The organism is candidate division KSB1 bacterium (assembly GCA_034521575.1).
Taxonomy (GTDB): Bacteria; Zhuqueibacterota; Zhuqueibacteria; order Residuimicrobiales; family Krinioviventaceae; genus JAXHMJ01.
The window spans coordinates 567,378-583,090 of the sequence record JAXHMJ010000003.1; the positions used below are offsets into that span (position 1 = coordinate 567,378).

At 49.0% G+C, this 15,713-nt stretch carries 12 protein-coding genes; 3 read left to right on the forward strand and 9 right to left on the reverse strand.

What is annotated here, in order from left to right; translation table 11 throughout:
- Nucleotides 1-76 precede the first annotated feature (76 nt).
- The 5 genes from U5R06_10940 to U5R06_10960 form a co-directional block, all read right to left on the reverse strand.
- On the reverse strand, nucleotides 77-2,761 hold the full coding sequence (locus U5R06_10940) for a glycoside hydrolase family 3 C-terminal domain-containing protein (protein MDZ7723295.1): 2,685 nt from the start codon (nucleotides 2,759-2,761) through the stop codon (nucleotides 77-79).
- Between the two features lie 100 nt (nucleotides 2,762-2,861).
- Nucleotides 2,862-4,217 carry a gluconate:H+ symporter gene (locus U5R06_10945; GenBank protein ID MDZ7723296.1) on the reverse strand — a complete coding sequence of 452 codons (1,356 nt, stop codon included), beginning with the start codon at nucleotides 4,215-4,217 and terminating at the stop codon, nucleotides 2,862-2,864.
- An 82-nt stretch (nucleotides 4,218-4,299) separates the two neighbouring features.
- The gene (locus U5R06_10950; protein ID MDZ7723297.1) at nucleotides 4,300-4,425 is read right to left on the reverse strand and encodes a hypothetical protein; all 126 of its coding nucleotides are present in this window, start codon (nucleotides 4,423-4,425) and stop codon (nucleotides 4,300-4,302) included.
- Nucleotides 4,426-4,492: 67 nt separating this feature from the next.
- A complete protein-coding gene (locus tag U5R06_10955) occupies nucleotides 4,493-5,386 on the reverse strand; it encodes a Gfo/Idh/MocA family oxidoreductase (protein MDZ7723298.1) in 894 nt (297 codons plus the stop codon).
- A 13-nt stretch (nucleotides 5,387-5,399) separates the two neighbouring features.
- Nucleotides 5,400-6,431, reverse strand: a complete 1,032-nt coding sequence (locus U5R06_10960; protein ID MDZ7723299.1) for a galactitol-1-phosphate 5-dehydrogenase — start codon at nucleotides 6,429-6,431, stop codon at nucleotides 5,400-5,402.
- A gap of 670 nt (nucleotides 6,432-7,101) precedes the next feature.
- On the opposite strand from U5R06_10960, the gene U5R06_10965 reads away from it, so the two are divergent.
- Complete coding sequence (locus U5R06_10965) at nucleotides 7,102-9,381, forward strand: hypothetical protein (GenBank protein ID MDZ7723300.1); 2,280 nt, start codon at nucleotides 7,102-7,104, stop codon at nucleotides 9,379-9,381.
- 163 nt (nucleotides 9,382-9,544) lie between these two features.
- Nucleotides 9,545-9,877, forward strand: a complete 333-nt coding sequence (locus U5R06_10970) for a hypothetical protein (GenBank protein ID MDZ7723301.1) — start codon at nucleotides 9,545-9,547, stop codon at nucleotides 9,875-9,877.
- Between the two features lie 33 nt (nucleotides 9,878-9,910).
- On the opposite strand, the gene U5R06_10975 is transcribed toward U5R06_10970, so the two are convergent.
- The 4 genes from U5R06_10975 to U5R06_10990 all read right to left on the reverse strand — a co-directional run bounded on the left by U5R06_10975 (nucleotide 9,911) and on the right by U5R06_10990 (nucleotide 14,101).
- Entirely contained in the window at nucleotides 9,911-11,227 is a 1,317-nt protein-coding gene (locus U5R06_10975; protein MDZ7723302.1) for an endo-1,4-beta-xylanase, read from the reverse strand.
- Between the two features lie 29 nt (nucleotides 11,228-11,256).
- Nucleotides 11,257-12,567, reverse strand: a complete 1,311-nt coding sequence (locus U5R06_10980) for an endo-1,4-beta-xylanase (GenBank protein MDZ7723303.1) — start codon at nucleotides 12,565-12,567, stop codon at nucleotides 11,257-11,259.
- 1,003 nt (nucleotides 12,568-13,570) lie between these two features.
- The gene (locus U5R06_10985; protein ID MDZ7723304.1) at nucleotides 13,571-13,837 is read right to left on the reverse strand and encodes a hypothetical protein; all 267 of its coding nucleotides are present in this window, start codon (nucleotides 13,835-13,837) and stop codon (nucleotides 13,571-13,573) included.
- Nucleotides 13,838-13,933: 96 nt separating this feature from the next.
- Complete coding sequence (locus U5R06_10990) at nucleotides 13,934-14,101, reverse strand: hypothetical protein (protein ID MDZ7723305.1); 168 nt, start codon at nucleotides 14,099-14,101, stop codon at nucleotides 13,934-13,936.
- 70 nt (nucleotides 14,102-14,171) lie between these two features.
- Between U5R06_10990 and U5R06_10995 the strand changes: the two genes are divergently transcribed.
- A complete protein-coding gene (locus tag U5R06_10995) occupies nucleotides 14,172-15,620 on the forward strand; it encodes a hypothetical protein (protein MDZ7723306.1) in 1,449 nt (482 codons plus the stop codon).
- Nucleotides 15,621-15,713: the final 93 nt, after the last annotated feature.

The following is a 15,713-nucleotide window of genomic DNA, read 5'->3' on the forward strand; positions in this document are numbered from 1 at the left end:
TTATGCATATTATTACTGTCACTGATCCGGTTATTGACAGGACGCGTTTTTTGCAAATATTGGTTCTATTCGCGAGTTACCATCCCAGTTTATAGATATTTCCCTCAACCCGGAATGAATCCGAAATCACGTCGGTTGTACCCGCATCTGCATTGCCGCTGAATCCGGGCTGTTTGCCGCCGATTGACAGGCTGAATACTCCCGGCTCCACAATACGGTTGTTGTCACGATCGATCAATGGAATCTGACGAGGTTTCAGAATAAATGTGACAGATTTAGATTCTCCGGCTTTGAGAAAAATGCGTTGAAAGCCTTCAAGTGAGCGGATCGGAACCGGAACCGAAGCGTTAGCGTCGCTCAGGTAGAGTTGAACCACTTCTTCGCCATCTCGCATTCCGGTGTTTTTTACATCAACTGAAATGGTCACAGGTTCACCTGCTGTGAATTCATCCGGACAATTCAGATTGTCGTATTCAAAGCGGGTATAACTCAGACCGTGTCCGAACGGATAGATCGGGCTTCCCATAAAGTAACGATAGGTTCGGCCTGACATGGTGTAATTTTCAAACGGCGGCAGTTGGTCAGCTGATTCGTAAAACGTCAGAGGCAGACGTCCGGCAGGATTGTAATCACCAAACAGCACATCAGCAATTGCCGTGCCGCTCGCTTCACCAGGGTACCAGGCTTCGAGAATAGCCGGTATATGTTTGTCCGCCCAGGGCAGAGCCAGGGGACTGCCGTTCATCAATACCAGAATGACCGGTTTGCCGAGTGCGTGTATATCTCGCAGCAGTTCGCGTTGAACACCGGGCAGAGTCAAGGTAACCCGGTCGCCGCCGTTAAATCCTTCCACAGACACGTCCATCTCCTCGCCTTCGAGGCGCGGAGACAGACCCATCAGCATGACGATGGCCTCGGCGGTGCGAGCTTTTTCAAGCGCCTCTGTGTGTAAATCTCGACTGAGATTATCCCAAACCAGACTGATTTTTGCGGTGTTGATTGTATCGTAAAACTCGAGTCGGATTTTGTAGGCTTTGCCCTCTTTTAATTTAACCTTTTGCGACGTATAATGTGCCTGATGCAGTGTATAGAAATCTGCAACAAGTTCGTCATTCAGGTAGAGACGATAACCGTTTTTGCCGTTGGCGCCTATATGATATTCACCGGACGTTTCCGGAACCAGCACACCGGTCCAGCGCACACTGAAATTGTCGTCCGGCAGACGCTCATCCGGGGTATCGTTGAACCAGTTGAAATCGATAATCGAATCAATGCGGGTAAAAACAGGTTTGCCGCTCAGCTCGTTGTTATCAAAATATTCACCGGTTAAGCCTTGTGTTCCTTTTTCCCGGGATGTGTACAACACAGAACCGGGGATCGTATCGAACAGGGGCATATTTTTCGCGTGTCTGCAGCCGGGTGCATAGGCTATCCGGGTATGGGGGACTTTACGGCGGATGCCTTCAAGCGGAGTGATCGCATGCCGGGAAAATCCGTTGTAATTGCCGTACATCACCTCAATATCCCGTGCATTCGGACCGATTACAGTTAGAGAACGCAGGTTTTTGCTTAGCGGCAGGGTTTGGTCGGCATTTTTCAACAGAACCATGCACTTTCGTGCTGCTTCTTCCGCTGTCTGCCTGTGTTTTTCAGAATTAACCACACTATAAGGAATTTGTGTATAAGGAACCTGCTCCGGGGGATCAAACATTCCCAGTTTAAATCGAGCCGTGAACAGACGTCTGACTGCTGTATTGATCGGTGCCTCTGTAATCAGATTCTGGGTATACGCCGGCACCAGATTTTCATATTCGTTTAACCATTCGTCCTTGTTTTCCCAGTTGCGTCCGCAGTTCAGATCAGTACCGCCTTTGACTGCCAGCGCTGACGCCTCGATAGAGTTTTTCGCGATATGATGGGTTTGATAGATGTTGTTAATGGCCCCGCAGTCAGATACCACATATCCCTCAAACCCCCATTTTTCGCGCAGTATATCCTGAAGCAGCGGATCGCTGCCGCAGCAGGAATAACCGTCAAAACGGTTGTAAGCGCACATCACGGACCATGCATTGCCTTTTATAATGCTTTTCCGGAAATGCGGCAGATAGGACTGCCGGAGATCGCGTTGATTTACAATGGTGTTCAGGCTGTGCCGGAGCGGTTCGGGGCCGCTGTGCACGGCAAAATGTTTGACGGTGGCCACGCTTTTCAGGTATTTGGGATGATCACCCTGCAGACCTTTGACAAACTGTACCGCCATTTCTCCCATCAAATAAGGATCTTCACCGTAGGTTTCCATACCGCGTCCCCAGCGTGGATCCCGAAACAGATTAATGTTGGGCGACCAGAATGTCAGCCCCTGATAAATACCACGCTGTCCTTCTTTGACAAACGCATGATGTTTGGCCCGGCCTTCATCAGAAATCGCGGTGGCCACGCGGTGCATCAGCATGCGGTCCCATGTTGCTCCCAATGCGATGGCTTGTGGAAATACAGTCGCATCACCGGCCCGGGCCACTCCGTGCAGACATTCATTCCACCACACATATTCCGGGATGTCCAGCCGCTTTATGGCCGGCGCATTGTACAGCATTTGTGAGACTTTTTCTTTTAGTGTCATGCGGGAGACCAGATCGTTGACACGTTGATCGATCGGCAGATCAGGATTCTTAAAAGCCGGTAGGTCCTGACAATAGGCAGGGGAATCCGACGGTATCAGGTAAACAACACTGATCATAATCAATATCATAACACGTTTCATGAGAATCCTCCGGTTCATAGTCAAGTAAATAGTCTTTTCCAAAATTGGTCAACGTTGAACGGTATTACAACCGGCATACTCTCAACAAAACCAGACCCGTTTACAGAATAAAGCTCAGCATTAAAACCATAATAAATCCGGTGATCGAAATGATCGTTTCCATGACCGTCCATGATTTTAAAGTTTGTTTTTCCGTTAAACCGAGGTATTTGCCGACCAGCCAGAATCCGCTGTCATTGACGTGTGAAAGAATAGTCGCTCCGGAGGCGATGGATAATACGATCAGGGCGGTCTGAATTTGTGTGAGCTCGAAAATCGGGAGAATGGGAGCCATAATACCCGCAGCGGTGATCATGGACACCGTGTTGGAACCCTGGGTGATTCGCACCACCACGGCCAGCAAATATGCCAAAACAATGGGGGGCAGACTGGAATTCACCATATTCTTCGCCAGCATTTCCCCGACTCCACTGTCAATTAAAATCTGTTTGAATACACCACCGGCGCCGGTTACCAGGATGATCAATCCGGCCGGTCCCAGAGCTTTGCCCGACAGTTCGGATAATTTTTCTTTACTGAACCCCTTTTTAATACCCAAAACGTAGAGGGCCATGAGAGTGGCCAGGGTGAGGGCAAAGAACGGATGTCCGATCAGAGCAAATATTTTGTAAACCGGTTCGCTGATCAAGAATTGGTTTTGGTACAGAACCTCAGTTATCGAATGCAAAATAATCAGGAGCAGAGGCAGAGCGATAATGATGATTACCGTCCTGAATGACGGATACACGTCCGGTTTTGGGGCATTCTGGTGGTCGGTGAAATAGTCCGGCGGACTGACCGTGATTCTTTTGCTGATGTATTTGCCGAATAACGGGCCTGCCACAATTGCTGTCGGGAAACCGACAATCACTCCCAGCAGGATGATCCAGCCCAGCTGGGCGTCTAAAATTTCTGCAACCGCAACCGGTCCGGGCGTAGGGGGGATGAATGCGTGTGTGACCGCCATCCCGGCCAGCAGGGGGATAGCGTAGAACAAAAGCGAGCGTTTGGTTTCCCGCCCCAGGGCATAAATGATAGGCACGAGAATGACAAAGCCCACATCCAGAAATACGGGGATGGATAAAATAAATCCGGTGATTACCAGCGCCCAGGGTGCTTTTTCCTTTCCGAATTTATTCAGCATGGTATGTGCAATGGATTCCGCGCCGCCGGAGGCTTCCAGCAGCTGTCCGAGAATGGCGCCCAGTCCCACGACGGTGGCGACAAAGCCCAACGTATTGCCCATACCGTCTTCGATGCTCTTGGCAATCGCGGTTAAATCCATTCCTGTGATCAACCCGACGAACATACTGGTGATGAGCAGTGAAAGAAAGGCGTGGATTTTCAGTTTGAGTACGAGAAGCAGCAGAATGAGAATACCCAGTGCCACACTGAATAACATATATGTTTCGCTCATAACAGCTCCTGATCTTGATTGCAAGAGATCCACTGGTCAAGTACCGGGTCGGATCTTCCGGTAGAAACAATACAGATTCATACTATTCCGGTTTTAATGGAAACGCGATCGGCTTGTTTTTTCGGGTTGACCGGTAAATGGCGGTGAACAATTCAACCGTAATTCGTCCTTCAGCGGCGGGCAGGATGGGCGCTTTATGGTTCAGCACAGCCCGGCAAAAATCCTCATCCTGTTTCTGGATATAATACTCTGTGGCATTGATCGAGTTGAAAAACTCAGTATCCTGCTTCTGAAATATTTGTCAGTTGTTGTTCTTCGCCCGAAATCGTCCAGATATCATTTAAAGGCGGTTCCTGGATATCCGAGGTCCCGGCGATAAACATGGCGCCGCCTTCGGTTTGTGCACCGATCATGGCGCCGTTGTTGCCGTTCACATGCACCTTGCCGTAAAGTCCCGGTTTTTGCGAATTGGTGACCACTATATTGCCGACAGCGTTATTTTTAAAGCTGACCACGGCGACCGCTGTATCTTCCACCTGGATGTAAGGATGATTCAAGTTTTTCCAAACACCGAATACCTGATCGATATCGCCCATGAACCATTGAAACAGATCCAGTTGATGCGGCGCCTGATTGACCAGCACGCCGCCGCCTTCAAGGTCCCAGGTGCCCCGCCAGGCGTCGCTGTCGTAATAATCGCGGTCGCGCCATCCATACATGATCACGTTGCCCAGAACCGGTATGCCGATCTTGCCCTTGTCAATGGCTTTGCGCATACGCTGTACAGGCTCATAGAACCGGCGCTGACTGACCACGCCCAGCGTCACATTGTGTTTCTCGGCGCTTTCGAGCATGGCATCGCAGTCTTGAAGCGAGGCCGCCATGGGTTTTTCGATCAACGAGTGCACACCGTGCTGTGCCGCGGTCAGTACCGGGTCCGCATGAAACGGGTGGGGCGTACAGATAACCAGAACCTGAATATCCGTTTCATGGATCATCTGTTCCAGATCATCATAGGGTTGAACACCATACTGCGCAGCGAATTCCTGCGCTTTGTTTATGCTCCGGCTGCATACGGCGGTGAATTCAGAGTGTTCGGCGTTTACCAGGCCTTTGGCGTGCAGATGGGCGACTTTTCCCAGCCCCACAATTGCAGTTTTGACTTTCATAATGTCCTTTGTTTTACGGCTCCAGAATGACTTTGATCAGTCCCGCTTCCCGGTTATAAAGTCTGTGAAACCATTCTGCACCTTCTGACAGTGGTACTTTGACGCTGAGCAGGGGATTGACATCGATCTGTTTGCGTGCCAGCATATCCAGTACGGCCGGGTATTCTCCGCAAATGGCACAGCTTCCCTGCACCCGGATTTGCCGGGTGACCACGGACTGTAACGGGAATTCGGTTACAGGTGTGACATTGCCAACCAGGGTGACCCGGCCGCCGCGTCTGACAACATCAATAGATTGCTTGACCGTTGTTGAAATACCCACGGCTTCAAAGGCGATATCCGCCCCGCGGTTACGAGTCCGGTCTTGAATAACCTGATGAATGTCCTGTTCTTCAGGCGTGAGGGTGTATGTGGCCCCGGCGCGTTTTGCAATATCGAGTTTATCCTGGGCAAGGTCAACCGCGATGATCTGTCCGGCGCCCCTGGTCTTGACAATTTGAATAATGCCCAGACCAATCATGCCGGCGCCGATCACCACGACGGTGTCGTTCAGTTCAATTGGTGTCAATTCGACCGCGTGCGCTGCCACCGCCAGGGGTTCGACCATGGCGGCCTCCGGAAATGACACGCCATCCGGGATGCGGTGAAGGATATGAGCGGGTACCTTGACGTATTCCGCCAGGGCGCCGTCCAGTTTATAATCATCGCAGGATACACCGAGTACTTTGCGATTATCGCTCAGATTATAGTAGCCTTTGAGCGTGTACCAATCGTTCAGTTTGTAAATGGTCGAGTCAAACGTGACCTGATCTCCGGTATGCCATCCCTGTACCTCAGAGCCGGTTTCAGCTATGATGCCCGAGGCTTCGTGTCCCATGATCACCGGCGGCTGGCGCCTTCCGGAACTGCCGTCCATGCCGTGGACATCGCTGCCGCAAATTCCGACGGCTTTAACCTTGACCAGCACCTCGTCCGAATTGATTTTCGGGTCTGGAACCTCTTTGTATTCGAGTTTGTTAATGCCTGTGAGAACCAGTGCTTTCATGATAATTGCTATAAAAATGTGAATTTACTGTTTGTTTATGATAAAAAAATTTAACCGGGATAACAATAGTTATTTCCGATACTGATAAAGAATTTACATTTGTTTACAATGATTTGCCTTGATTTTTTCGGTTTAAATGCTTAGATAAAGAGACTCAAATATATTGCTGACTCTTTGTACAGATGGATATCATATCTGTAAAATCTTTGACAAACTGGCTGATTTTTCGAATCATTACAAGCGCGTCAAATCCTGGTGTCACTTTCTGCCTCTGCTCTATAGACCGGAATTGTTTTTCACACTTTAATATTCGGGGAAGCATTCTGATCGAATGTATCCATAAACAGATTCCCTGGGAGTGTGTGTAAACGCTGCTCCGGTCTTTTTGTAATCTCCAATGCCAGTGAGGGTTGCGGTAAAACCGCGCTACAATATGCGAGACGGCTTGTTGATGATCAAACTGGGTTTATCATCATTGAACGGATAAACCGTGGATTGAACGCTTTAACCGTCACCGGTACTGCTGCCGGTTTTTGATCTTGCTTTCGGAATTTGTAAGCTGCCGATGTTTTTGAGATATGAATTTCGAAAGGTATAAATTATTGGCAAAGAAGGATGAATCTTCATCTTGATCTGAACCTGTGACAAATGAAAAAAGGAGAAAATAGAGATGTATAAAAGCTTGAAACTATTCATGAGAATGTTTGTTATAACTGCCTTTTTTATCGCAATGACAGCACAAGCGGACGCTTTGAATTGTGATATGACAGAATATAAATCCCAATCCGGACTCACTGCAAATGTTGCAGATGATATTTTGACTGTCACCTGGCAGGGAGACCCGGATAATACCGTGCGTATTCGTTTTTCTATTACCGACAAAACACCTATGATTCATGAGCTGGCGATTCAAACGTCCAATGAACCCTGGCGCGTTCTTGCCAGGAACGTCTATCCTGAATTTCGTATTGTCTCAGGAGTTCGACGAGTCACTCAGCAGCAAACCGAGCCTTTGAAAAAAATGGGTGTAGAGTTGACGCCGGAAAAATTAAACGAGATCAAATGGGACGCCTTCTGGGATGCTCCCCTTTATATTCAGGACGAACCACCACGCTCCCACACAACATCTATTCCCGCTACGGAACCTTATGCCAATCACCCGGGTATGCCTCGTAAACCCGAGGAGATCACCCGGGCAACCGCGAATTATCAAGCAGCAGGCTGCACAGTGCGCACAAATGGCGCCCGTCTAAAAATAACCTTCCCCGGCGTCACAACGGGCATCTTTGCAGGATATTTGCAGTTTGACGTCTTTAAAGGTTCAAATCTGGTCCGACAGATGCTGGTTGCCAAAACAGACCATCCTTCTGCGGCGTTCAAATATGACGCCGGTCTCCGGGGATTGCCGGTTCACTCGTCTTCACGTCTGGTATGGCGGGATATTGCCAAAAACTGGCAAGATTATCTTCTTGGAGGTCCCGAGGATAAATTGCCCGCTATTGTTAAAAGCAGCAATCGTTTGATCTCTGCGGAATTGCAGAACGGTTCCATAGCCGCGTTCCCGCCGCCTCACAGATTTTACTGGGCCCGTGAATCAGAACAAAATCTCGGTTACAGCTGGTACCGCAAAGACAGCGATAAAACATTTTCTTTTGGTATGCGTCAGGCTGAACAGGAACAGGACCCTGAATATTATCATAATTTTGCGCTTTACAGCGCGCGTCCCGGCACCTGGCAGCGTATGCCGCTGTTTTATTATATACATCCGGAATCCGGTGACCAGGCGGTCAACGGGGCGCTCACGTTTACCCATCATGACAAGTTCAAACCGCTTCCGGGTTACAAGGTGATGGGACATCACTATCACGTCGGTCTGGTCAAGCGTCTCAAAGAACTGGGCGGATTTGATCGCCGGATTAATGATATCGCGACCATTAAATCAATCGGAATCGACATTTTCAGTATCATCGATGGTGCCCGCGGCCCCGGGCGACATGACCGGGGTGAGTTGTTTTTAAAAGATCTAAAAGAATATTACGAGGCAGCCCGTCGGCAATCGGATAGAGACTTTCTGGTTATACCGAATGATGAAAACAGCACCGGCGGACGTCCGCCGTTTATGGGCGGACATTATGATATTCTTTTTCCAAAGCCCGTTTACTGGCGGCCCGAACGTGATCCCGGACAGCCTCTTGCATCACCGCACCCGGTATACGGCACGGTTTACAATTTAAAAACACCACAGGACATGATGGCTATGACGGAACGTGAAAATGCTCTCATCTCCATGCCGCATCCCAATACCAAACGTTCGACCGGGTATCCCGAAGCGATCAAGGATGAGCCGCAATTTCTGCACGAGAATTATTTCAGTCTTGGGTACCGCTGGGGAATGGGTATTGATGCCTCCGAGCAGCGATTGGGAGAATACAGATTTCTCAACCTTTGGAATAAAACCAATAACTGGATGGCGAAAAAAGGTCTGTCACCCAAATTTGCACTGGCTATTTCGGAAGCCCGGTCCGATAAAGGAGATCGCGGCAAGCCTCCTTTTGATGATGCTTATGGGATGTCTCCGGTGAACTATATCAAACTGGACAGTATTCCCACCCTTGATGACATGAGTTCTATTATCAACACGCTCAAGCAGGGCGATTATTTCGTAACATCCGGCGAGGTGCTTATCCCGTTTTATGAAATCCGGGGAACCGGAAACAAAAGAACCGTTATCGCCGATGTTGAATGGACGTTTCCACTCGACTTTGTCGAGATTGTGTGGGGTGACGGTGAAAAAACAAACCGGCGTGTCATCTCCGCGACCGATCTGCCGCCTTTTGGCAGCAAACGCTTTGAGATTCCATTCGAGACCAACGGTAAAAAATGGATCCGGTTTGCCGCCTGGGATGTGGCGACAAATGGAGCTCTGGTGCAGCCGGTTCGCTTGAGATAGGTGATTTGAAAAAAATAAAGATAGCGGCAGCAGCGCCAACTGGGTGCACCAGCGGATTCTCATCGCTGTGTTGCTTGCGCCCGGATCGCCACGCGATTTTGTAATCAAACTCGCCACCCGTGTTCTGGCATTCAATGATCAGCTTAAAGTCATGTGAACCTACATGAATCCCTGGGATCAATATAGACAGTGTCCTGCTTATATTCCGTGTGTTGGCGATATCGATGGCGACGGTCTGGATGAAATCAACGGCGGAATGCTTTGGAACGATGACGGCAGACGCTTTAGAGAATTGCCCGGTCTGCTGCCGGAAAAAGGAGATAAACGCCAGGGATGGTATCATTGTATACCTGTGGATTGTTTTAAAAGTCGGGGTGAGGAAATGCTGGTTTATAATCCCTGGGACCGCTATGTATTCCTCTACACTAAACCGGGGGAAACGGATTTAAATTCAAGGCATATCAGGCGGGCCCGAGACAATACAATGCCCGCCTGATGGATTGATGTCCGATTTTCAGGCGGGAGATGCTTACGGAAATTCCACCCGCACCCGGGCTCCATCATGCGAAAGTGATAAAGAGGTTGTTTGCATGTTGTTATTATAAACGACCATGATCTGATAATCACCGAGAAATCCGCGGGTACGGAATGTTCCGTTATCCTCATCGGTCTGGCCGGATACCTGCGTCCACCATTCATCAAAAATCAGGCGCTGCCATGTTTTGGCCGCCGGTTTTTCGCTCCAATCCTGGCGCCAGAACCCTGCTTTTTCATTTACACCGGCGAATGAAAATTGCGGCATATTGCGCCAGTGACGACCGTCCCAGAATCCCCAGATGGTAAATCCTTGTACAGCAGGGTGACTGAAAAACAGAGTAAGAGCATTTTTCAGCGCCTCTGCCTGAAGGTCCTCGCCTCTGAATCCTTCCACGTCGTATTCTGTGATCTTGATTGGCAGACCGAATTCGGCATATTCGTTAAGCTTTGACCAGACCGCGGCAAGTGTAGTGGAATCGGTGCACTGCTCCACTGTCATGTGTCCCTGAATGCCGATACCGTCCAGAGACGTCTCCGGGTGGGCCAGGAGATAGCGGATCCACTTTTTAAAGCCGTTATGATACACGTCGTTCAGCACGGCCCATTGATTCACATACATGTTCGTCTTCGGATTTAGTTCATGGGCTCGTTTGTACCAGTCGATCATAATGTCACGTCCGAATATATTGATAAAATCCCGGTGATGCACCGGTTCATTGACAAAATCCCAGTCTATCAAATGTCCCCGGTACATATTCAGTGCCTCATCCACGTGCCGGTCGATTTCCCGTTTCAATATTTCCGGCTGCAGCCGCAGGTCGTGCAGATATTTGGGAGACCATTGCCAGCTGGGCCATAACACATTGGTGCCTCGCAGAGGGATGTCGTTGCGCTCCAGCCACGAAATACACTGCCAGGTTTTCATACGTGTGAGTGTATTCACCGAGCCGTCATGATTATTCATCCCGGTCCATTTCATGCCGTTTTCAATGATCGCTTCATTGAAATTTTCCTGAAATATTTCGAGATAAGTTTGCATGTCCGGATCGGGTCCCTCGGGAGTAAATGCATTTGTAGCGCTTATGGCGCAGCCAAACGGAAAGGCGTGCTTTTGCATGCTGACGGTCACGTTTGCATCCGGGAGAGGGTTGCCGTCAGCATCAAAGACCCTGACCCCCAGTTCGGCTTTACGGATTTTGTTGATTCTTTCACGCGCCTGTTCCAGACCGGTCCAGGGTTCGGCGGCAAATAAAGTGACAACAGGAAAAACAAACAGCACTAAAAGCATGCGGTGTTTTATCAGAAACATGATCGGCCTCGCAGTCTGGAGTTTATTCATTATTGCAGTGTTATCACCACTGTTTGACCCTCACGGGTCAATTTCGCGGTGACAGTTTGGGATTGCTGTTTGTGCGCTGCTGTTATTTCGTATGACCCTAAAAATCCGCGGGTTTGAAATTCAGCCTCTGCTCCGCTTGTTTTACCGGATTCACGGGTCCACCATTCGTCAAAGATCAGACGTCGCCAGACTTTGGCCGCCCGTTTTTCCGTCCAGTCCTCACGCCAGAATCCGGCCTGTTCGCTCTTCCCGGTAAAGGAATGTTGTGGCATATTGCGCCAGTGTTTGCCGTCCCAGAATCCCCACAGGGTAAATCCTTCAACAGCCGGATGGCTGAAAAACAGGATGAGAGCGTTCTCAAGTGCCTGTGCCTGCACATCTTCTCCCTTGTACCCTTCCAGATCAAACTCGGTGATCTTGATGGGTAGGCCGAATTCCGCATAGGTGTTGAGTTTCTGCCAGATAGAGTTCTGCATGCCGGGTTGCAGATAAAACTCGACTTTGGAATGTCCCTGAATCCCGATACCGTCCAGAGAAGCGCGTTCGCTGGATGCCAGCAGTTCAACCCATTTTAAAAAGCTTTTATGATACACATCATTAAACACCGCCCATTGATTGACATACATCGGGGTTTCCGGATCGAGTTGGTGCGCGCGGGCGTACCAGTCAATGACCACATCTTCGCCGAAAATATTGATAATATCCCGATGATGCGCCGGTTCATTGATCAAATCCCAGTCGGTTAGCCGTCCCTTGAACATATTCACGGTTTCGTCAATGCGTTTATTGACCTCGGCGCGCAAAGCTTCAGGTTGGAGGCGAAGGTCATGGATAAAATCCGGACTGAACCTCCAGCTCGGCCATAATCCGTTATGACCGCGCAGTTCGATGCCGTTTTCTTCCAGCCAGTAAGCGCATTGCCACATTTTGGCCCGTGAGACGGTATCCGGAGATCCGTCATTATGGGTCATGCCGTACCATTTCATAGCATTTTCCATGACCGCGCTGTTAAAGTTTTGTTTAAATTTTTCAAGATAGGTCCACATCTCGGGATTCGGTCCGTCAGGGGTAAAAGCCATCGTCGCGGCAATCGCACTGCCAAAGGGAAACGCATGCTCCTGCATCGTTACGTTAACCTCGGCTCCTTTTACGGGATTCCCTTCGCGGTCGATAACCTGGACCGTAAGATCAGCTTTACGTATCGTTTCGATCTGCTTTTTGGCATGCTCCAGTCCCTGCCAAGGATCGGCATAAAGAGCGGTTATAATAAACAGGATCAGGAAAATAGAAAACACTTTTAAATGATGCATAATAGAAACCTCTGATGATTAAATGCTTGTTCCAAGGATGGTGATTTGAGGTACTGCGTTTTTTGTATCGAATGATAATTGGGGGTTGCATATCAAGATACCAACAGTTGGTTGAACACAGGTTACCTTTATAATACCCGTGAATCCACTTTTACCCTGACAATGAATCGAGAGATGAGCTTTACACAGCAATTGTATAGTTTGTTAATTGCTCGCGATAGGATTCAAGTCCTGCCCATTTGGGTTTCTACGGTTTTGACGGAAATATCATGAATTGGTGATTTCATTATATGCTAAATGCTCATAGCGGTTCATATAGAATATGAGGTGATGGCGTTCGGGCAGGGATTCAAAGGCTTGGTCAAGTGTGTTAGAGAGTGCTTTTCCTTCAAATATTATATCCGGTGAATGCGCCGACAGTTGTGTGACCGGATTATAGTTTCAAGTCTTCTGTCTTTTGTCTGCACAGTACCTTAAGAGCCTTGGTTTGTAAAAGTATTTCTGGATATGCCGGACCTGTTGGGATTGTGGTCGCATTGTTAAAAAGGGCGGTCAATAGACCGCGTTATTTTTCATGTGCTGATCGTATGGGCTATCGATCCCGGTCGGGAGCTGTTCGGAGACATCAGATTCCGAGACCTTGGTCACGCAGCCTGTCCTGAGATTTTCATTTTTTTAATTTCTGTCAATTTTTTTAATATTAGGTTATTAACCTGCCTTGACAGGGGCAGAGCCCCTGCATGATCCGTTCAACTGATTTCCGTCATCCATCTCGTCCCTGGCCTCCGGCCGGGGACGTATGTGGTCCTTGCGCTTGGGGATTATTAATCCTGTGATCGGACATATCGATTCCGGTCGTGGGCTGTGTTGGGACATTGATATCCGGTGCGGAGGAGTATTGTTACCATCTGCTGGCGGTTTGAGGAGAAAAAACGGCTGTTTTACAATCTGAGTTCAATGTCCTTGTCCGTATTATTGAATTTCAGGACAGCCTGTTTGTTGATCATTCCGTCTCTTGCGCAATGCGATTACATTCAATCTCATAGTCGGCGATAAGAGAGCTGATTTCATCATGGAAAGCATTTTGATGGGATAGAATTTTCTCCATTCTGCCCGCAAATTCTTTCTGGTCAAGTTTATCATCTAAAACAAGCCAGAATTCTGATAGCTTTTCTATGTTATTTGTGGAATAGTGTTCCATTTCTTTAAGCTGAGAAATTATATCTCTTGATTCTTCCAGTATACTTTTTTCTTTGGATGGGTCTGTCATATTGTTCTCCTGCTAATGGTGAGCAAGCAAATGCTGCATCTCATATGGATTCAAAAACCAGAGAGTATGCAGTTTATGACGAGTATTTAAAAGAAGTTATTCAAAATTAATACGAATATCAATGAAAATATCATTTTTCTGTTGCGGCGGGATGTTTTTACCGGTTATGAGCGCAAAGACATCCGTGTCGATAGCCTGGCTCAGGCGCCTGTCCATGATTTTCTGCTTTTGAATGTCGATAAAATTTATTACTATTAAAATCATCAACCCGCCTCACGCTGTATTCGGACACTATGAAACGCTGTTGCAAACACGAGGTCAAACCAGGAAAAACATGACATGTGTACTGGTTTTAGGATTGGCAGTTCTCAGACTCGCCGCCGCTCCGCTGGCCCTGCATCCCGAGAATCCGCATTATTTCATCTATAACGGTGAACCCACGGTGCTCATCACCTCGGCGGAACATTACGGCGCGGTATTGAATGCGGATTTTGACTATGATCTCTATCTGAACACGCTCCACAATGACGGCATGAATTATACGCGACTATTCACCGGCTCGTATGTGGAAATCCCGGGCAGTTTCGGCATCGGGAACAACACGCTGGCGCCGGACACGGGCCGGTTTCTGGCGCCCTGGAAGCGGGTGGCGGAACCCGGACTGTACGCCGGTGAAAAAAAGTTTGATCTTTCGCAATGGAATCCGGATTATTTCCGGCGCTTGCGAGCGTTTGTGGCGCGTGCGCAGGAACTGGGGATATTGGTCGAAGTGACTCTGTTCTGTTCCACCTATCAGGACGCTTACTGGGAGCGCAATCCGTTCAATCCGGGCAACAATATTAATGATATTCCCCCGGATTTGCAGCGGAAAAAATCCAATACGCTAAAAAACGGCGCCCTGACCGGCTTTCAGAAACAACTGGTGCAAAAGATCGTCACGGAACTGAACGAATTCGACAATGTGTTTTACGAAATCCAGAACGAACCGTGGGCGGATGATCCGGTCAGGGTGATGCGCACGCTGCGCTCACTCGATCCGCGGCCTGGAGAGGGCGACTGGTTCAAATGGGCGGAACGAGCTTCGGATGCTATTCTTGAATGGCAGAACGTCATGGCGCGAACCATTGTAGAAACCGAAAAGTCCCTGCCCCAACAGCATCTGATTGCGCAAAACTATACCAATTTCAAACATTCCATTGCGCATGTGGATGAGCAGATTTCGATCATCAATTTCCATTATGCCTGGCCGCAGGCGGTGTGGATGAATATGGCCTGGGAGCGGCCGATCGGATTTGACGAATCCGGATTTGCCGGCAGTTCGGACACCACCTATCTGCGTCAGGCCTGGCAGTTCATGTTGGCCGGCGGCGCGCTGTTTAACAATCTGGATTACTCGTTTTTTGTCGGCGCCGAGGCCGGCAGCGGCGACAACGATGCGCCCGGCGGCGGCAGTCCCCGGCTGCGCCGGCAGCTCGCTGTTCTGCGCAAGTTTATTCATTCATTCGATTTTATCCGGATGCAACCGGATCATGAGGCGGTGGTTCATGCGCCCGGTTTGCAGTGGCAGGGTATCTCGGAACCGGGAAAACAGTACGCTGTTATTTTCACCGGTGTGGGCAATGACTGGATCAAGCTGGATTTGTCCGAAGGGGAGTATCACTATGATTTTGTCTCCCCGTTCACCGGCAAAGTGCTGAAAAGCGGGATAGAGAAATTCGCATCCCGGACCAGGCTGATGCTGCCGGAATTTGCGCATATGGTTGCTTTACGGATAAAAAAATAGGGGGGGAGTGAATCGGAAAAGCCAAAATTATACCCTCAGCAAAAACGGCCCGGATGTTCTCCGGGCCGATCAACTCTTTGTTTTGCCGTCGGA